The sequence below is a fragment of the Paenirhizobium selenitireducens ATCC BAA-1503 genome (assembly GCF_900492185.1).
Classification (GTDB): Bacteria; Pseudomonadota; Alphaproteobacteria; order Rhizobiales; family Rhizobiaceae; genus Allorhizobium; species Allorhizobium selenitireducens_A.
In genome coordinates this window covers 469,394-486,481 of the sequence record NZ_UEYP01000002.1, presented here as the reverse complement: position 1 = coordinate 486,481, position 17,088 = coordinate 469,394, and the positions used below count along the sequence as shown (strand labels likewise).

Genomic DNA, 17,088 nt, shown 5'->3' with positions numbered 1-17,088 from the left:
AGTTAAACCTCAAGTTCGCCAAAATCTCTTTTCGTCTGCGACGTCGCCGGTCGTGAAATGCGACGGGCGGCGGTGCCTTGCGGGCGCCCGATGTCTGCATCATGCAAATGGTTGGCGCATTAAGGAATGTTTCCCATCGAAATTCGAATAGCATATTGATGAGAAAACAGCGTGGCAGCGCGCGACACAGAGGAAACGCAAGATGGACGAGATCACAGCAGAGACCGGCACCGGTGCGGGCCGACGCACGCGCAGCGAGGGCCGTGGGGCGGCCGCGCGCCGCGCATCCCGCAGCGGTGGCGGGGCCGGACCGTCCATGCCCTACATTCAGCGCAAGATCCCCGTCTATGAAGTGCTCGACGAGGAAGGCTTGGAGATCATCGAGCGCAATGCCGACATCATCCTGGAAGAGATCGGCATTGAGTTCCGTGACGACGCGGAAGCGCTCGACATGTGGCGGGCGGCCGGCGCCGAGGTGAGGGGAGAGCGGGTCCATTTCCCCAGGGGCCTCTGCCGCGCGCTGCTGAAGACCGCGCCCAGCGAGTTCACCTGGCACGCCCGCAATCCTGAGCGCAACGTCCAGATCGGCGGCAAGGCGACCGTGTTCGCGCCGGTCTACGGCCCGCCCTTCGTGCGCGACCTCGACGGCAATCGCCGCTATGCGACGATCGAGGATTTCCGCAATTTCGTGAAGCTCGCCTACATGGCGCCGTCGATGCATTCGTCCGGCGGAACGGTCTGCGAGCCGGTCGACGTCCCGGTGAACAAGCGCCATCTCGACATGGTCTACAGCCACATCAAATATTCGGACAAGCCGTTCATGGGATCGGTTACCGCGCCCGAGCGGGCCGAGGACACCGTGGCCATGGCCAAGCTGGTATTCGGCGACGACTTCGTCGAGAACAATTGCGTGACCCTCAACCTCATCAACGCCAATTCGCCGATGGTGTTCGACGAAACCATGTTGGGCGCGCTGAAGGTCTATGCCCGCCACAACCAGGCCTGCGTGGTGTCGCCCTTCATCCTTTCGGGCGCCATGAGCCCGGTCACGGTCGCCGGCACGCTGACCCAGATTCTCGCCGAGGTCCTGGCCGGTGCCGCCTTCACCCAGTTGGTGCGCCCCGGCGCGCCGGTGCTGTTCGGCACGTTTGCCGCCTCGATCTCGATGCAGTCGGGGGCGCCGACCTTCGGCACGCCGGAACCGGCGCTGGTCTCCTATGGTGCCGCTCAGCTTGCGCGTCGCCTCGGCCTGCCGTTCCGCACCGGCGGCTCGCTGTGCGCCTCCAAGGTTCCGGATGCTCAAGCCGCGCATGAGAGCGCCAACACGCTCAACATGACGCTGCTCGCCGGCACCAATTTCGTGCTGCATGCCGCCGGCTGGCTGGAGGGCGGCCTGTCGGCCTGCTACGAGAAGTTCATGATCGACCAGGACCAGCTCGGCATGATGCAGAAGATGGCGATCGGCGTCGACCTGTCGGAAGACGGCCAGGCGATGGACGCGATCCGCGAGGTCGGTCCCGGCGCCCACTATCTCGGATGCGCTCACACCCAGGCGAATTTCCAGACGGCTTTCTATCGCTCGGCGCTCGCCGACAACAATTCCTTCGAGCAGTGGGAAATCGAGGGCAAGAAGCGGATCGAGGATCGCGCCAACGCGCTCTGCCGCTCCTGGCTCGACAGCTACGAGGCCCCGCCGCTCGATCCGGCCATCGACGAGGCGCTCACCGCCTATATCGCCAGGCGCAAGGATTCGATGCCGGACGCCTTCACCTGAAATTATCCCGGTCCCGCCAGGGAGCAAGGCGGAGCGGCGAAAGTCGCGGACATGATCCAGGAATCGGTTTGGCGACCGCACTACAAATACGAGGGGCCGCGATGAGCGGCCTTTTGCCTATTCGCGACGTGGTCGAGGGGGCGCTTGCACCGCAGGGATTGCACTATCGGGGCGTCGCACGGTTTGCCCATGGCGTGGGCGGTCCCCTGCTGCGCGATGGTCAGGCGGCGCGGGCGGTCGTGCTGATCGGCAATATCGGCGGATCGCTATGGCCGGCCTTCAGCGCATGGCACGCCGGGCAAGGGAGCGGCGCCTGTGCCGATCCGCTGGATCATTGGTCGAAGCAGTTGATCGAAAATCTCGCCACCAAGACCGGTGCGACGGCCTATTTCCCCTCGGACCCGCCCTACCAGCCGTTCCAGCGCTGGGCCATGTCGGCCGAAGGCTTGAGGGCGTCTCCGCTCGGCATTCTCATCCACCCAAAATTTGGATTGTGGCACGGCTATCGCGGTGCACTGGGGTTTGCCGAGGACATTTCCGAGCCGGAGAAAACGCCGATCTCCATGCCGCGGCATCCGTGCGACGATTGCGCGGGCAGACCGTGTCTCGCGGCCTGTCCCGTCGGCGCCATAACGGCCGACGGTTTCGACCTGACGGCCTGCCGGAAATTTCTGGCGAGCGAGCCGGGACGGGAAGGCTGCATGGGCAAGGGTTGCCTTGCCCGGGCCGCCTGTCCCGCCGGAGAAGGTTTCCGCTATCCGGAAGACCAGCTTCGCTTCCACATGGAAGCGCTCGTCCCGCCTCCCGATTAGCCTTGAGCTCAGGCAGCCTTGGCGATCGCAGCCTTGCGCGGCGCGGCGGCACGGGCGGCCTTCTGCGGCAAGAGTGCCATCACCTCGGTGGCGAGACGCGAACCGTTCTCCAGCGCCCTAGCAAGGTTCGACACCTCCAAGGGGTTCATCGCCTGCAACAGGCCACCCTTGTCGAACACGTCGCGATAGGCGGCGCGCTCGGCGATCGCGGTCGACAGCGTGGCGATGCCGCGGGCGGCGAGGAAATCCTTGGCCGCCTGAAGGGCACGGGTCGTCACCGCGGCATTGACGCGAGTGAGCACGACGGAATGCGGAATGCGCACGCCGCAGGACTGGTCGAGTTCCCTCAGCAGTTCAAGAACCTCGGCGCCGCCATGTGCATCCATGGCGCAGCCCTGGACCGGGATCAGCACGTGATCGACAAGGCCCACGGCCTTGGCGAGCAGGGCGTCATGGCTCGACGGCAGGTCGATGAGGATATAGCCACCGCGCTTCTTCGCCTTCGCGGTTGCGGCTTCGATCGTCTCTTCGCTCACCGGGGCGACGGAGATCAGGCTGCTTGCTCCGGCAATCGCGTGCCAGCGGCTGATCCAGCCGCGCGGATCGGCATCGACGATGGTGACGCGGTGGCCGCGGCCGGCGAGTTCGCTGGCGAGAATGAGGACTGCGGTCGTCTTGCCTGCGCCGCCCTTGGTATTGGCAAATGTCAGTACTGGCATATCTTTTCCTTGATGAAACAAAGGTCCGAGCCAAGTCATCGCTCCATGCCGCAGCCCGGGTTTCATGCTGCCTGAAACGCATGGTTGGCGGGATTGGTTAATGAGACGTAAATAGCTGTAGTGTTTCGTTAATTGCTTGAATGCCGCGCGTGTTGGGATCAATGTCGGAAACTCTTGGAGTTATCTCGCAAGGAACTTTAACCGGACACCGCATGCATTTGATTTTCATCATCCTGATTATGCTCTTCCTTCCGGTCCGCGCCGGTGCCGCGATGGCTGCGCAGGCCTGCGAGGGCAACGTTTTTGAGGGGTTGCCCTATACCCTCTGCAGCGTCGATCCGGCCCGCTCCGTCATGCGAATCTATCACGGGGACGCCGGCGGAAAGGCGTTCGGCAGTTTTGATTCCCTCATCCGACAGCTGTGGCGCGAGCGGCATTATCTCATCGTCGCGATGAACGGCGGCATGTACCACCAGGATCTTTCGCCGGTGGGATTGTTCGTCGAGCACGGCATCGAGCGCCATGCGATCAGCACCAAGGCGGGGTGGGGCAATTTCCACCTTTTGCCGAACGGTGTCTTCTGGCTGAAGGATGGCCGGGCCGGGGTGACGGAGACAGCCCGATATCTGAAGGAGCGTCGTTCGGCGGATTATGCGACGCAGTCCGGGCCGATGCTGGTCATCGACGGAGCAATCCACCCGCGATTTCTTCCCGAGAGCGACAGCCTGAAGATCCGCAACGGGATTGGGGTCGATGCAGAGGGCAGGGTGCACATGGTGGTCTCGGAGGCCCCGGTGCGGTTCTACGATTTCGCCCGGCTGTTTCGCGACCGATTGGGCTGTCGCAACGCGCTCTATCTCGACGGAACGATTTCCAGCCTCTACGCCGCCGAAAACGGGCGGCGCGATCATTTCTTTCCGCTGGGGCCGATCATCGCGGTGATCGGCACGGTGCCGCAATAGCGACGGTGTCGCTGCAGAGCCTTCAGACGGCGGCCTTGGGATAGGCGCGTTCGAGCCCGCCGGAGCGGACAAGGCCGTTGCGCAGGGCGAGGTAGGCGGGGTGCTGGCTGGATCGGGCGGCTTCCATCAGGCGGATCTGCAGCCGCGCCGGTGCGGTATTGCCGAGCCATTCGCCGCACCGCTCCAGTCTGAGCGTATTGAGGAACGGCGCCTCGCTTTCGCGGTCGAGATGAAGGGCGATGCCGTCGAACAGCTTGTTGTCGTGTTCCGCACTCTCGAAGACGAGCTGGAGAAAGGACTTGTCGGTCTCGCTCAGGCCGCGGAGCTTGTCGGCGATGATGTCGGGGGATGTCTGGCCTTGCGGCATTGTTGCCTCCTTTTCAATTTGAAATCAGGACATTGGTGATCTGGCGGAAACGGCGGTTCAGGTCGGAGAGACGGCGATGGACCTGACCGGTCGGGGCAGCGCCGGCACGTCGAAATGGTCGGGTTCCAGCCCCTGCCTTTCTCGCTCGACCATCATCTCGTAGGCCCGCTCGAGATGCCGCGTGAAGCGCGCGGTGTCGAAGAGCGGTGCGACGAGGCGGTTTTCGGCAAGGCGGGCGCGGATCTCGGCGAGGCGGTCGCTGTCGGTCGCAAGGGCGATGCAGAGTTCGACCATGCCGTCCTCGTCGTCCGCCACCAGTTCCGGCATGCCGATGGCGTTCAACAGGCTCTCCGACACCCGCGACGTAAAATTGCGACCCTTGCAGGTCAGCACGGGAAGGCCGGCCCATAGCTTGTCCGATGTGGTGGTGTGGCCATTGGTCGGAAAGGTGTCGAGGGCGATGTCGGCGGCCTGAAGGCGGGCGACGTGCGCGGGATAGTCGGCGCGCCGGGCAAAGTGGATGCGCTCGGCGGCGACGCCGAGGCCCGCCATGAAGGCGATGAAATTCGCCCGCGCGTCGTCATCGTCGCACATCATCCACAGCACAGCCCGTGGAATGGCGACGAGGGTGCGGGCCCACAGCCTTGCGGTGCGCGGCGTGATCTTTTTCACCGCATTGAACGAGGCGATGACGAAGGCATCAGCGGGTAGGCCGAGGCTCTCCCGCATAGCCGGGGGCGGCAGGACCCGGTGCAGGCGGTCATTGGCCTGGTAGCTGTCCGGCAGCCGGCAGAATTTTTCGTGATAATAAGGCCTGGACGAATCCGGCGTGACGATGCGGTCGCCGATGATGTAGTCGCAGTCGATCCCGGTTCCCGAGCCCGGAAAGCCGAGATAGGCAACCTGGATCGGCGCCAGTCCCCGATTGACCAGACTGATGCGGGCGTCCTTCGTGTGGCCCTTCTGATCGACGAGGATATCGATGCCGCGCGCGCGGATGAGATCGGCAGCCTGTGCGTCGTCCAGCTCGCGGATCGAAACGATCGTCCCGTACTGGCTTCGCAGGCCCTGGTCGGCCGACAGAACATCGTCGTCGGTATAGCAAAACAGGGTGACGTCGAAATTTTCCCGGTCGTGGGACAAAAAGACCCCCTGGATCAACCGCATGGTCGCATGCTGGTCGCAGATGTCGTTCGACAGATAGCCGACCCTGATCCGCTCGCCGAAGACATGCGGCCGCGAGCGCCGTTCGAGCCGCGACTGCGCGGTAAACGCCGCGCCGCCGTGCATCCGGGTCACCTTGGCATTCAGGCCTTCGTCGACGCACCACATGATGTGGTCGTGCGGGTCATCGACGCCGAAGGCGAGCGCATCGCCGGATGTCAGACGCTCGAGCATGCGGGCATCTTCGATCTCGCATTCGGCGAGCAATAATTGCTCGCGCAGCAGGCTGCGGTAGGTGCTCTCCGCCTCGACGTCGAACGGGCCGCCGCGGGCCGCCTGGCGGGCCAGCGTCAGGGCAGGGGCGCGGCGTCGCGCCCGCCTGTAGCTTCTCGCCGCCAGCAATCGCAGCATCCGGCCGTTCTCGGCATCGAGATCGGCCGCCTGGGCATAGTATTGCGCCGCCTGTTCCAGTTGGCCGAGCTTGGCATGGCACTGGGCGGCCATGAGGATGAGCTTGGAATCGCGACCGCTCCTTGCGATCAGCGGCGACAGGCGCGCAAGGCACTGTTCAAAGCGCCCGGCCTTGTAGGCATCGACCGCGGCCGGCAGTCCTTGTTGCGATGTCATTCGAGGCAGTGCTTCCGTGGTCGGTCTGACAAGTCTTGGTGGAGGCTAGGCGGCGAGCCTTATCCAAGGCTTGTGCCGGGCATGCCGCAGGCTCGGCCTTTGGTTGACAGGCAGGACGCGAGTGGAAAGGCTGGCGCGACGATTGGCCGTCGATTCGGGCCAAGACGAAAATGATGTCGTGCGTGCCGGGACGGGCGCCTTCCAGGTCGGAGCCTTACAATGCCAGAATTGTCCATTTGCATGCCGAGCAATCGCAGCCTCGCGCAGTCGCGCGCAGCGATCGACAGCGCCATCGCCTATTGCGAGGCGCGCAATGCCGTTCTGATCGTTTCGGACAATTCCGGCGATCCGGAAAAGCGCGCCTATCTTGCAGGCCGATCGCCGCTTTTGACGGTGATCGACGCCGGCGATGCGCCGCCTCTCGTCAACATGCGCCTTGCTCTGGATGCCGCGACGACGCCCTTCGTCATGCCGATGGGCGACGATGACCAGATCGCCGTCGCCGAAGGGCAGCCGGCCTTCGATCTTGCGAGCCTGCCTGGGGACTACATCGGTGTCCTGCCGGTCAGCGTGCCGTACTCGGCCCTTCACGGCCAGATGCAGACCAAGGGCTTCGCCTTGGACTCGGATGATCCCGCCGAGCGCATCGGCCAATACGTCGCCGGTGCGCAGGGCAATAACAGTCTCTACTACAGCATGTTTCGCCGCGATGTCTTCACATCGCTGATCCATGCCTTCGCCGAGCACCATCCGACCAAGGGCATGTATTGCGACTGGGCACTGATGCTGGCGTTGATCTGCTATGGCAAGATGGCGCACGATCCCGGCACGGTCTTCCGCTACAACATGGGCAAGTGGGATTCCGTCGAGAAGATCGACGGCATGGTTGTCGATCTCTATCGCAATGCCGGTCTGCCGGCCGAGGCGACGAAGTTCGACGGTCTCCTGATGTATCTCGACCTCTTCGTCCTTTCGATGCGATCAGGAAGTCCGGTGCAGCCCGAGCAGCGCCAGCGGCTCGGCCGGATCGTCACCAACCGGCTGCTCGGCCCCTTCATCCAGAAGGTTGCCAACGCGCCGGAGGATTATGACGGCACGGTCCGGCATCTTGCGACCATGGCGATCGAGGAGCAGGACAGCTTCATGCAGTTCCAGATCGCGCTGATGATGGTCGACCGGCTGCAGCCGGGCCTGAAGGATCGCTACGTGGCCTTCGTCAAGGCGATGATGGCGCCGGCCTGAGCCGGCGCCGAAGGCAAGCGTTCAGCCGCGGCGGCGCGTGCGCCGTCCGCCTTCCTGGGCACCGGATTCCGTCGCGGTCTTGTTGCGCAGCGGTCCGATCTTCTCGACGATCGTCTCGATGGTCGGGCGCGGTCCCGGCATGTAGCCGTCTATCGCCGCCCGCATGGCGGCAAGATGGCCGCAGGACGTGCCGCAGCAGCCGCCGATGATCTTCGCTCCGGCATCGCGGGCAAGCCTTGCATATTCCGCCATCAGCGGCGGTGTACCGGAATAGTGGATTTCCGTGCCGCGAAATTCGGGGATGCCGCAATTGCCCTTGACGATCACGGTCGCGGCCGGATCGGCGGCGGTCATGTCGAGCAGGCTCGCCAGAATGTCGGAGGCGCCGACGCCGCAATTGGCGCCGACCGCGAGCGGTCCGGAACCGATGTCTTTGGCGACGCCGTGAATGTCCTTCGGATCGAGCCCCATCATCGTCTTGCCGGCGGTGTCGAACGAGCCGGTATAGGTATAGGGCAGGCCGGTCTTGACGGCAGCTTCGGCCGCGGCGCGGATCTCGTCGGCCGATGACATGGTCTCGATCCAGGCGACGTCGACCCCGCCGGCTTTCAGGCCCTCCATCTGTTCGGCAAAGGAAGCGACCGCCTCGTCATAGGTCATGGCGCCGAGGGGCTGCAACAATTCTCCGGTCGGACCGACGGAACCGGCGACGATGACCTTGCGCGGCGCCTTGTCGGCAACGGCGCGGGCGATCTCGGCCGCCTTCTTGTTGAGCGCATGGACGCGGTCCTGTGCGTGGTGCAGCTTCAGGCGATGGCGCGTGCCGCCGAAGGAATTGGTGAGGATGATGTCGGCGCCGGCGTCGACGAAGTCCTGGTGCAGCTTGGTGATCTTCTCCGGCTGGGTCTCGTTCCACAGTTCCGGAGCCTCGCCGGCTTCCAGCCCCATGGCGAAGAGATTGGTGCCCGTCGCTCCATCGGCGAGCAGCACGCCCTTTTGCGCCAGAAGTTCGGAAAGTGGATTGGGGGCGGTCGCCATGTTTCTTGTCCTCGTGAATTCGGTTCACAGGATTTAGAGGCTTCTGCCGGGAGCCGCAACGGACAAACGCAAGGACCCGTTTGCGCCGGGCCTTTATGGCCGCGGGTGAGGGGGGTGACCGGCCGGCGTCACCATGGCGGCGACGATCGAGGCCAAGTCTATCGTGCCGATAGGGCGCCCGGTGGCATCGGTGACATTTGCCGCGCCCAGGCCGGCCGCCAGCATCTGCCGGGCGGCGTCCTCCAGAACGCAGTCGGCCGGCACCGCGATGCCGTGCCGGGCCGGCAAAGGCGGCTCCAGCGGCTTCATGATCGAGCCCGCCTGAACAACCCGGCCGCGGTTGACCTCGCTTACGAAGGCCGAAATGTAAGCGTCGGCCGGGGCAAGCACGATATCCTGGCCCGTTCCCTGCTGGACGATCGCTCCATCGCGCAGGATGGCGATCCGGTCGCCGAGCCGCAGCGCCTCGTCGAGGTCATGGGTGATGAACACGACGGTTTTCCTGAGGTCGCGCTGGAGCTCGAGCAGCATGGTCTGCATGTCGATCCGGATGAGGGGGTCGAGTGCGGAAAAGGCCTCGTCCATCAGGAGGATCCCGGCATCGGTGGCGAGGGCGCGGGCGAGTCCGACACGCTGCTGCATGCCGCCCGAAAGCTGGTGCGGATAACGGTCCTCGAAACCGGCAAGGCCGACGCGCTCGATCCACTTGCGGGCTCTTGTCCGGGCCGTGGAACGGTCAATGCCCTGGATGCCAAGCCCGTAGGCGGTGTTTTCCAGCACGGTGCGGTGCGGCAACAGCGCGAACTTCTGGAACACCATCGCCGTCCTTGTGCGCCGAAACGCGCGCAATTCGGCAGGCGACATGCGGCAGACGTCGACGCCGTCGACCAGGACCTCGCCGACCGTCGGCTCGATCAAGCGGTTGATGTGGCGGATTAGCGTGGACTTGCCGGAGCCGGACAGCCCCATCACGACCGTGATGCACCCGGCCGGCATGGCGATATTGATGTTCTTCAGGCCGAGGACATGGTCATGGCGGTCGTTGAGTTCGGCCTTGGTGATACCGGCCTTCACCGCCTCGACCAGTTCGGCACCGTGCGGGCCGAAGATCTTGTAGAGGTTGCGGATCTCGATGCTCTCAGCCATGGATCCTCTCGGTATGCTTCTGCAGCCGTCGTCCGTAAGCCTGGCTGGTGCGGTCGAAGATGATGGCGATGACGACGAGCGCGAAACCGTTGAGCAGTCCGATGGTGAAAAACTGGTTGGTGATCGCCTGGAGGACGTTCTTGCCGAGGCCACCGACACCGATCATCGAAGCGACCACGACCATGGCCAGCGCCATCATGATCGTCTGGTTGATGCCGGCCATGATGGTCGGCAAGGCCAGAGGAAGCTGGACCTGGAAGAGCTTCTGGAAACTGGAGGAGCCAAAGGCATCCGCCGCCTCCAGCACATCCCTGTCGACGAGACGGATGCCGAGATTGGTCAGCCGGATCATTGGCGGCACGGCGTAGATCACGACGGCGATCAGACCAGGCACCTTGCCGATGCCGAAGATCATCACGACGGGGATCAGGTAGACGAAGCTCGGCAGGGTCTGCATGACGTCGAGGACCGGGTTGACACTGGACTGCATACGGTCGGACCGGGCCATCAGGATGCCCATCGGCAGGCCGATGACGATCGAAATCAGGGTACAAACGGTCACCATGGCGAGCGTCACCATGGTGTCTTCCCACAATCCGACCAGACCGATGACTCCCATGGATAGGGCGGTGCCGAGCGTGATCTTCAAGCTGCGGCTGGCCAGATAGACCAGCGTGGTCAGCAATGCCAGAAAGACGATCCACGGCGCATCGACGAAAAGCGCCTGCAACCAGTTGAGGAACCATTGCAACGGCTCCAGCGCATTGTCCAACGGGTCGCCATAGCTGCGCACGAACGACTTGAATCCGCCATCGACGGATTTGCGCAGATCACGCATGAAGTCTTCGTCGAGCGTGGGAAACTCGCAGAGCAGTTGCGGCAGATAGTCACAAAGGGCGCGCGCCATTACCCCGTACCCCCTTGGGTTCCTTCGTCCGACAGACGCAGCGCCGAACAGCGGCTGCCGCGAACGTCGATGCAGCGGCCAGGCATGGCGGTCAGCGCGGAACTCAGAGCGCAGCCTTGACCTTCGCGGCCACGTCCGGAGCAACCCAGCTCATCCACAGGTCCGGATAGGTCGCAAGGAAGTGCCTCGCTGCATCTTCGTTCGGGGCCTGGTTTTCATCCATCCAGGCGAGCACCTGGCCGACGGTCTGATTGTCCCATTGACGCGCCTTGAAATAGTCGATGGCGATCGGGTTCTTCTCGGCGAATGACTGGGTGACGACGGTAAAGACGTCCGACACCGGATAGGAATTGACCTTGGGCGCGGCGCAATCGGCGACCGCCGTGCAACTGTCCCATTCGGCCTTGTCGTGCGCCACGCCGAAGGAGAGTTTGACCATTTCATACTTGCCGAGAATGGCGGTCGGCGCCCAGTAATAACCCAGCCAACCCGTCTTCTTCTCGAAAGCGCTGGCGATCGATCCGTCCAGCCCGGCGGCCGAACCCGTGTCGATCAGTTCGAAGCCCTTTTCCTTGGCGCCGAGCGCGCGGTAAAGATTGGCGGTAGAAATCTGGCAGCTCCAGCCGGCGGGGCAATTGATCACGGCGCCCTTGGAGGGATCCTCCGGTGCGGGGAAGAGTTGCGGATGTTCCAGCGCCTGCTGCACCGTCTTGATGTCGGGATTGGCGTCGGCGATGAATTTCGGGATCCACCAGCCCTCGACGCCGCCATCGCTCAGGATCGGCGCAAGTTGCAGCAGTCGCCCTTCGGCGACGGCCTTTTCCAGCACTTCGCGGGCTGTGTTGACCCACATTTCCGGCGCAACGTCAGGCTCGCCCTTCTCGTTCATCGAGGTGAATGTCGGCATCGTATCGCCGGTGACGAGCGTGACCTTGCAGCCGTAGCCCGCTTCAAGAATGATCTTGTCGACATGGGCCGCGACACCGGCCGAGGCCCAGTTCATTTCGGCAATCGTCACGTCGCCGCATTCGGCGGCCTGGACCGAGCCGGCAAAGGCAGAGAGGCCGACGGCAAGGATGGTGGACGCGAAGAGCTTCTTCATGAGCTTAAGACCTCCCAGTCTCGATCTTTGGCGACGCACAGGCGGCGGCGCGAGGGATTGGTGCTGATCCCTGGCACCTAGGGCGGAATCGGCGGCAAGCAAGGCGCGCAGCACTCATTGCTGTCTAGATTTGGCCCAAGGGCGTCCGGCGCCGATCGATCGACCGGGGTGGGGCACCAAACCGAGCCGCCGTGTCGGTGGGGACAAGCCTACGGCTTCCGGTGAATAAATCAACCTTGGGGCCGCGCTTCGGCAGTCTCCGTCGCGCCGGCCAGATACGGCGGGCTTGAGCAGGATCGCGCAGAAAAAGCGGAAAAATATCATCTCGTACGCGAAGGGATAACCATCCGGTAAGAACTGCCGCGCTACAAAGCCTCCAACGGCGCGTAATTGCCGTCAGCGCCTCCGGAGTTGGTATTGCGTCCCGGAGCGCTGAAGTTTCTTCTGCGAAGGGGCCTGTCGTGGCCCGCCGCTTTACCCCCTCCTTCAGAACCCGATCGAGTCGCGCGGCCAGAGCCTTGGGTGGTCAGCCGCTTGTGATTCCAGCCGAATTGGCGCAATGGGAAACATCGCGCGGCGGCGTGGGCGACCATGGTCCCTTTTTGTGCGGCGTGGACGCGGTGTGCAATGACGTGGCCGGGCGGGCGCCCTTCGCTTCCGTGATGTATCTGGCCTCGCGTGAGACGATGACCATTGGGGACGGGCGATGGCGAAGGCGGTGATGCTGCAGGGGACAGGGTCGGACGTCGGCAAGACGGTTCTCGTCGCGGGGCTTTGCCGGCTTGCCGCCAATCGCGGCCTGAAGGTCAGGCCGTTCAAGCCGCAGAACATGTCCAACAATGCCGCCGTCGCCGACGATGGCGGCGAGATCGGCCGGGCGCAATGGCTTCAGGCGCTGGCCTGCCGGGTGCCGTCCTCGGTGCACATGAACCCCGTCCTGCTGAAACCCCAATCCGAGACCGGAAGCCAGATCATCGTGCAGGGCAGGGTTTTCGGCCAGGCGAGGGGGCGCGACTACCAGAAACTCAAGCCTAAGCTTTTGTCGGCGGTGCTGGAGAGCTTCGAGACGGTCAAGAACGGCGCCGATCTGGTCGTCGTCGAAGGCGCGGGCTCGCCGGCGGAAATCAACCTGCGGGCCGGCGACATCGCCAATATGGGCTTTGCCACCCGCGCCGGCGTGCCGGTGGTGCTGGTCGGCGACATCGACAGGGGCGGGGTGATCGCCTCGCTGGTCGGCACGCATACGATCCTGCCCGACGAAGACCGACGGCAGATCGTCGGCTACATCATCAACAAGTTCCGCGGCGACGTCAGCCTGTTCGACGACGGCATCGCAGCGATTGGCCGTTTCACCGGCTGGCCGTGCTTCGGCGTCGTGCCGTGGCTGAAGGCCGCCGGTCGCCTGCCGGCCGAGGATTCGGTGGTGCTGGAGAGGCTGGCGAGCGGTCGTGCCGGCGCACTGAAGATCGCCGTGCCGGTCCTGTCGCGCATTGCCAATTTCGACGATTTCGATCCACTGGCCTCCGAGCCCGAGGTGGAGCTCGTCTATGTGCGGGCCGGCGAGCGCCTGCCGGTCGATGCGGGTCTGGTCATCCTGCCGGGGTCGAAATCGACGATCGGCGATCTCGAGGACCTGCGGGCCAATGGCTGGGACGCCGATCTCGCCGCCCATGTTAGGCGCGGCGGCCGGGTGATCGGCATTTGCGGCGGCTACCAGATGCTCGGGCGCACCGTCGCCGATCCGCTCGGGCTCGAAGGAGAGAGCCGAACGGTGCCCGGTCTCGGTCTGCTGGAGGTCGACACGGTGATGGCGCCGGAAAAGACGGTGCGCAACAGCCGCGCCCGCTCGGTCGAATTCGATGCGGAGTTGTCGGGTTACGAGATCCATCTCGGGGTGACGCAAGGCCCGGATTGCGCGCGGGCGGCGGTGATGATCGAAGGGCGGCCGGATGGCGCGCGCTCCGCGGATGGTCGGGTGATGGGCAGCTATCTGCACGGCCTGTTTGCCAGCGATGCCTACCGGGGCATACTTCTGGAGAGTTTTGGCATCAGCGGCGGGGGAGGCGACTATCGCCTGAGTGTCGAAACCGCTCTGGACGAACTGGCCGAGGAACTTGAGTCGCGGCTTTCGCCGGAATGGCTGCGGCAATGGCTGGGCTAAATCAAACCTGAGATCGCTCGGAGCGGGTTTTCGTTCGCTGCGTCGGTGCGACTTCGTGGGTTTTGAAAAGAAAAGCTCATCGCGAATTTGTGCGGAGCCCGCGCAACGCACGGCTACTTTTCCGCGGCGACATCCACCGGCGAGGCCATGAGTTGTTCCTGGCCCAGAGAATTGTCATTGTACTTGAAGGCCAGGATGCTGAGCACCGAGGCAATGATCACAAGGAATATGGCGCGCATTGTTTGCTCCTGACGCTCGCTCCTATAACGACATTGCGGCAAAACTGGTTCCGGTACGGCTAAATCCATCGGTAAAATCCGAACGGATCCCGTTTTATTTCATCGGCTTATTCCATGGGCATGGCGGAGGAGGTGGGATTCGAACCCACGGTACGGTTTCCCGCACGCCGGTTTTCAAGACCGGTTCCTTAAACCGCTCGGACACTCCTCCGGTGAACCGCCTTATGCGCAATGACAGCGCGCTTTGCAAGACGGATTTGCTCGACACGGAGAAGCGACCGAAGCCCCTGCATCACGACGGCAGTCCGGATCAAGTTCCGCAAGTACCGTTCATTCCGTCGCCAGTATGCCGCAATCATTGTTAGTCGTCTATTAACCATGATTGCTTTTGTTCCAGATCATTTGAGGCAATTGTTCGCAATTCTGCCATGTTGTGACCGATTTACTGCATCGTATCAGGACGGTTGGCCGGTTGCCTCAGGGCGGATCGGCGGCGGCAGGGGGCCGTGACCGGGAAATTCGGCAAGTGGGACAGATGAAATCTATTGGCGGCGCAACCTTGTTCGGCGGAGCGAAATGGCTCGCATTGACGGTCCTGTGCGCCAGTCTCGCCTCATGTTCGACGACCGGCGACAAGAGCGAGAACAAGAGCAAGCGCTCCAAAGAATATTTCGCCGAATCCGAGTATGGCGTGAAAGCCAGCCCGCGCGTGGTGAAAAGCGGCCCGGTGCCAAAGGGCGGCGGCCGCTACATGGTCGGCAAGCCCTATAGCGTCAAGGGCAAGGTCTATGTTCCCAAGGACAATCCGGCCTATGACAAGACCGGCATCGCCTCGTGGTACGGCTCGGCCTTCCACGGCCGCCAGACTGCCAATGGCGAGCTTTACGACCAGTATCATCTCTCCGCCGCGCATCCGACGCTGCCGCTGCCGAGCTATGCCCGCGTCACCAATCTGGAAAACGGCAGTTCCGTCGTCGTACGCGTCAACGATCGCGGGCCTTTTCATGCTGGGCGCATCATCGACCTTTCCAACAAGACCGCCGACATGCTCGACATGCAGCACAGCGGTACCGGCAAGGTTCGCGTGCAGTATATCGGGCCCGCGCGTATGGACGGCCACGATATGCCCTACCTGATGGCTTCCTATGTGAAGAAGGGCGACCGCTCGCCCGTGGTTGACCCGCAAGGCCAGATCGCCAGCGGCGTGATGGTCGCCTCGGCCGACAATTCGGTCATGCCGGTTAATCCGTCCTATGCAGCGCCGACGATGACGAGCCTGGCCGGACCGACACCGTCCGCGCCTTATCCGGCCGGCGGGGAGGCGTCCGCCGCTGGGGCCTTCGGCGCTCTCGTCAGGCTCCCGGATTTCGGACCCATGCCGACGGAACGCCCGCTTGACGATCACTATCTGAGGCTGCCCGGTTCGAGCGCCGCGTCGGCCTATGCCGGGCAGGCGGCCACCACGGCCTCCACGCTTGCCTTCGAGGCGATTATGGTGCGCAATGACAGCCTGACCGAGGCATCGATTCTGTCTTCGGTGGCGCGCGGCGCAACCAAACTGTCGGCGCGTCGCTAGACTGAACGGGCGGGCCGCAAGCCGAGGCTTGTGGCCTTGGCAGCGATGAACAGAAGTAGACCATGCGATACAGCCTTGCCCTTGCCGTCCTGTTCGTCGCCTTCGTCGTTTCCTCACCCCTATCGGCCCAGCAGGCGGCGCCTCGGCTGTTGGAGACCAAGGCCGCCCAGGCCCTGATGATCGAGGCCTCCACCGGTACGGTGCTGCTTGCCAAGGGTGAGGACAAGGCGCTCGCGCCGGCTTCGCTCGCCAAGCTGATGACGCTCGAAGTGGTGCTGGATGCCATCCGACGCCGCGAGATCGGCTTCGACACGGTCTACCGCGTGTCCGAACATGCCTGGCGCACCGGCGGCGCCCCGTCGCGCACGGCGACCATGTTTGCCGCGCTCAAATCCGAATTGCGCGTCGAGGATCTCCTGAAAGGGATCGTGGTGCAGATGGCGAATGACGCCTGCATCATCCTTGCCGAAGGCATGAATGGCAGCGAGGAGAAGTTCGCCATCCGCATGAACGAGCGGGCGAAGGCCATCGGTCTGCGGGACAGTCACTTCGCCAACCCGACGGGACTTCCCCATCCGGAAAACCGGACGACGCTCAGCGACATGATCAGGCTCGCCCGCCATCTGCAATCGACCTATCCGGAATTCTACCGGATGTTCACGCAGGCTGAGTTCGAATGGAACAAAATCCTGCAGCGCAACCGCAATCCGCTTCTTGGCCGCAGCGCCGGCGTCGATGGGCTCGCATCCGGCTTTGCCGAAGGTAGCGGCTATGCGCTGGTGGCTTCGGCCGAGCGCGGGGGGCGGCGGCTGTTTCTCGCGGTCAGCGGGCTGGCGAGCGACAAGGAACGCACCGAGGAAGCTGTTCGCCTGCTTGACTGGGGTTATTCCGCGTTCGAGATGCGCCACCTCTATGATGCCCGAGAGGCGATCGGCGCGGCCAGCGTTTATGGCGGAGACAGGCCGCAGGTCGACCTGCTCGCCCCTGGCCCGGTCGATGTCTATGCGGCAACGGACGATCCCGAGCGACTGCAGGCGCGTATCGTCTATCGCTGGCCGCTGCGCGCGCCTTTGCCCGCCGGTGCGAATGTCGGGGTGTTGAAGATATCGCAAGGAGAGAGGCTGCTGCGGGAAGTGCCGCTCCAGACCGCCGAGGCGGTCGGCGTTGGCACGCTCCGGCAAAAGGCCGGGGACGCCCTTTTTGAACTGCTGTTCTTCTGGCTCTAGGGTTTCGATTGCGGTTTCGCGGCCCT

At 63.7% G+C, this 17,088-nt stretch carries 15 protein-coding genes and 1 tRNA gene; 7 read left to right on the top strand and 9 right to left on the bottom strand.

The features are described from left to right. Positions 1 to 202: 202 nt before the first annotated feature. Positions 203 to 1,774, top strand: coding sequence for a trimethylamine methyltransferase family protein (locus RHIZ70P_RS06060; RefSeq protein WP_115669474.1), 1,572 nt, complete (start codon positions 203 to 205; stop codon positions 1,772 to 1,774). Between the two features lie 101 nt (positions 1,775 to 1,875). Continuing rightward, positions 1,876 to 2,586, top strand: coding sequence for a 4Fe-4S dicluster domain-containing protein (locus tag RHIZ70P_RS06055; RefSeq protein ID WP_115669473.1), 711 nt, complete (start codon positions 1,876 to 1,878; stop codon positions 2,584 to 2,586). Between the two features lie 8 nt (positions 2,587 to 2,594). On the opposite strand, the gene RHIZ70P_RS06050 is transcribed toward RHIZ70P_RS06055, so the two are convergent. Next, positions 2,595 to 3,305 carry a ParA family protein gene (locus RHIZ70P_RS06050; protein WP_115669472.1) on the bottom strand — a complete coding sequence of 237 codons (711 nt, stop codon included), beginning with the start codon at positions 3,303 to 3,305 and terminating at the stop codon, positions 2,595 to 2,597. A gap of 212 nt (positions 3,306 to 3,517) precedes the next feature. Between RHIZ70P_RS06050 and RHIZ70P_RS06045 the strand changes: the two genes are divergently transcribed. Next, complete coding sequence (locus tag RHIZ70P_RS06045; RefSeq protein WP_115669471.1) at positions 3,518 to 4,267, top strand: phosphodiester glycosidase family protein; 750 nt, start codon at positions 3,518 to 3,520, stop codon at positions 4,265 to 4,267. A gap of 22 nt (positions 4,268 to 4,289) precedes the next feature. On the opposite strand, the gene RHIZ70P_RS06040 is transcribed toward RHIZ70P_RS06045, so the two are convergent. Both RHIZ70P_RS06040 and RHIZ70P_RS06035 read right to left on the bottom strand, forming a co-directional pair. Beyond that, complete coding sequence (locus tag RHIZ70P_RS06040) at positions 4,290 to 4,634, bottom strand: hypothetical protein (RefSeq protein WP_115669470.1); 345 nt, start codon at positions 4,632 to 4,634, stop codon at positions 4,290 to 4,292. A gap of 57 nt (positions 4,635 to 4,691) precedes the next feature. Further along, a complete protein-coding gene (locus RHIZ70P_RS06035) occupies positions 4,692 to 6,425 on the bottom strand; it encodes a hypothetical protein (RefSeq protein ID WP_115669469.1) in 1,734 nt (577 codons plus the stop codon). Positions 6,426 to 6,644: 219 nt separating this feature from the next. Between RHIZ70P_RS06035 and RHIZ70P_RS06030 the strand changes: the two genes are divergently transcribed. Further along, positions 6,645 to 7,667, top strand: a complete 1,023-nt coding sequence (locus tag RHIZ70P_RS06030; protein ID WP_147293968.1) for a glycosyltransferase family 2 protein — start codon at positions 6,645 to 6,647, stop codon at positions 7,665 to 7,667. 21 nt (positions 7,668 to 7,688) lie between these two features. Here RHIZ70P_RS06030 and bmt read toward each other — a convergent pair whose 3' ends face one another. From bmt to RHIZ70P_RS06010, 4 genes are all read right to left on the bottom strand, one after another. After that, positions 7,689 to 8,705 carry a betaine--homocysteine S-methyltransferase gene (gene bmt / locus RHIZ70P_RS06025; protein WP_115669467.1) on the bottom strand — a complete coding sequence of 339 codons (1,017 nt, stop codon included), beginning with the start codon at positions 8,703 to 8,705 and terminating at the stop codon, positions 7,689 to 7,691. Between the two features lie 93 nt (positions 8,706 to 8,798). Then, positions 8,799 to 9,851 carry a quaternary amine ABC transporter ATP-binding protein gene (locus RHIZ70P_RS06020; RefSeq protein ID WP_115669466.1) on the bottom strand — a complete coding sequence of 351 codons (1,053 nt, stop codon included), beginning with the start codon at positions 9,849 to 9,851 and terminating at the stop codon, positions 8,799 to 8,801. After that, entirely contained in the window at positions 9,844 to 10,758 is a 915-nt protein-coding gene (locus tag RHIZ70P_RS06015; RefSeq protein ID WP_115669465.1) for an ABC transporter permease, read from the bottom strand. Before RHIZ70P_RS06015 ends, RHIZ70P_RS06020 begins: the two co-directional genes overlap by 8 nt. Before the next feature lie 103 nt (positions 10,759 to 10,861). After that, positions 10,862 to 11,860: an ABC transporter substrate-binding protein gene (locus tag RHIZ70P_RS06010; protein ID WP_115669464.1), complete on the bottom strand. Its 999-nt coding sequence runs from the start codon at positions 11,858 to 11,860 to the stop codon at positions 10,862 to 10,864. A gap of 706 nt (positions 11,861 to 12,566) precedes the next feature. Between RHIZ70P_RS06010 and RHIZ70P_RS06005 the strand changes: the two genes are divergently transcribed. Further along, positions 12,567 to 14,021, top strand: a complete 1,455-nt coding sequence (locus tag RHIZ70P_RS06005) for a cobyric acid synthase (RefSeq protein WP_115669463.1) — start codon at positions 12,567 to 12,569, stop codon at positions 14,019 to 14,021. A 113-nt stretch (positions 14,022 to 14,134) separates the two neighbouring features. On the opposite strand, the gene RHIZ70P_RS23400 is transcribed toward RHIZ70P_RS06005, so the two are convergent. Then, on the bottom strand, positions 14,135 to 14,260 hold the full coding sequence (locus tag RHIZ70P_RS23400; RefSeq protein ID WP_268877518.1) for a hypothetical protein: 126 nt from the start codon (positions 14,258 to 14,260) through the stop codon (positions 14,135 to 14,137). Positions 14,261 to 14,381: 121 nt separating this feature from the next. Next, positions 14,382 to 14,471 (bottom strand) — tRNA-Ser (locus RHIZ70P_RS06000). Positions 14,472 to 14,795: 324 nt separating this feature from the next. Here RHIZ70P_RS06000 and RHIZ70P_RS05995 point away from each other — a divergent pair. Both RHIZ70P_RS05995 and RHIZ70P_RS05990 read left to right on the top strand, forming a co-directional pair. Beyond that, positions 14,796 to 15,836, top strand: coding sequence for a septal ring lytic transglycosylase RlpA family protein (locus RHIZ70P_RS05995; protein ID WP_115669462.1), 1,041 nt, complete (start codon positions 14,796 to 14,798; stop codon positions 15,834 to 15,836). Between the two features lie 62 nt (positions 15,837 to 15,898). Next, positions 15,899 to 17,062, top strand: coding sequence for a D-alanyl-D-alanine carboxypeptidase family protein (locus tag RHIZ70P_RS05990; RefSeq protein ID WP_115669461.1), 1,164 nt, complete (start codon positions 15,899 to 15,901; stop codon positions 17,060 to 17,062). Positions 17,063 to 17,088: the final 26 nt, after the last annotated feature.

What these genes read in the sequence shown, in the direction of transcription:
- RHIZ70P_RS06060 (WP_115669474.1), top strand. Translation starts at nt 203, where the DNA reads ATGGACGAGATCACAGCAGAGACCGGCACCGGTGCGGGCCGACGCACG.
- RHIZ70P_RS06055 (WP_115669473.1), top strand. Translation starts at nt 1,876, where the DNA reads ATGAGCGGCCTTTTGCCTATTCGCGACGTGGTCGAGGGGGCGCTTGCA.
- RHIZ70P_RS06050 (WP_115669472.1), bottom strand. Translation starts at nt 3,305, where the DNA reads ATGCCAGTACTGACATTTGCCAATACCAAGGGCGGCGCAGGCAAGACG.
- RHIZ70P_RS06045 (WP_115669471.1), top strand. Translation starts at nt 3,518, where the DNA reads ATGCATTTGATTTTCATCATCCTGATTATGCTCTTCCTTCCGGTCCGC.
- RHIZ70P_RS06040 (WP_115669470.1), bottom strand. Translation starts at nt 4,634, where the DNA reads ATGCCGCAAGGCCAGACATCCCCCGACATCATCGCCGACAAGCTCCGC.
- RHIZ70P_RS06035 (WP_115669469.1), bottom strand. Translation starts at nt 6,425, where the DNA reads ATGACATCGCAACAAGGACTGCCGGCCGCGGTCGATGCCTACAAGGCC.
- RHIZ70P_RS06030 (WP_147293968.1), top strand. Translation starts at nt 6,645, where the DNA reads ATGCCAGAATTGTCCATTTGCATGCCGAGCAATCGCAGCCTCGCGCAG.
- bmt (WP_115669467.1), bottom strand. Translation starts at nt 8,705, where the DNA reads ATGGCGACCGCCCCCAATCCACTTTCCGAACTTCTGGCGCAAAAGGGC.
- RHIZ70P_RS06020 (WP_115669466.1), bottom strand. Translation starts at nt 9,851, where the DNA reads ATGGCTGAGAGCATCGAGATCCGCAACCTCTACAAGATCTTCGGCCCG.
- RHIZ70P_RS06015 (WP_115669465.1), bottom strand. Translation starts at nt 10,758, where the DNA reads ATGGCGCGCGCCCTTTGTGACTATCTGCCGCAACTGCTCTGCGAGTTT.
- RHIZ70P_RS06010 (WP_115669464.1), bottom strand. Translation starts at nt 11,860, where the DNA reads ATGAAGAAGCTCTTCGCGTCCACCATCCTTGCCGTCGGCCTCTCTGCC.
- RHIZ70P_RS06005 (WP_115669463.1), top strand. Translation starts at nt 12,567, where the DNA reads ATGGCGAAGGCGGTGATGCTGCAGGGGACAGGGTCGGACGTCGGCAAG.
- RHIZ70P_RS23400 (WP_268877518.1), bottom strand. Translation starts at nt 14,260, where the DNA reads ATGCGCGCCATATTCCTTGTGATCATTGCCTCGGTGCTCAGCATCCTG.
- RHIZ70P_RS05995 (WP_115669462.1), top strand. Translation starts at nt 14,796, where the DNA reads ATGAAATCTATTGGCGGCGCAACCTTGTTCGGCGGAGCGAAATGGCTC.
- RHIZ70P_RS05990 (WP_115669461.1), top strand. Translation starts at nt 15,899, where the DNA reads ATGCGATACAGCCTTGCCCTTGCCGTCCTGTTCGTCGCCTTCGTCGTT.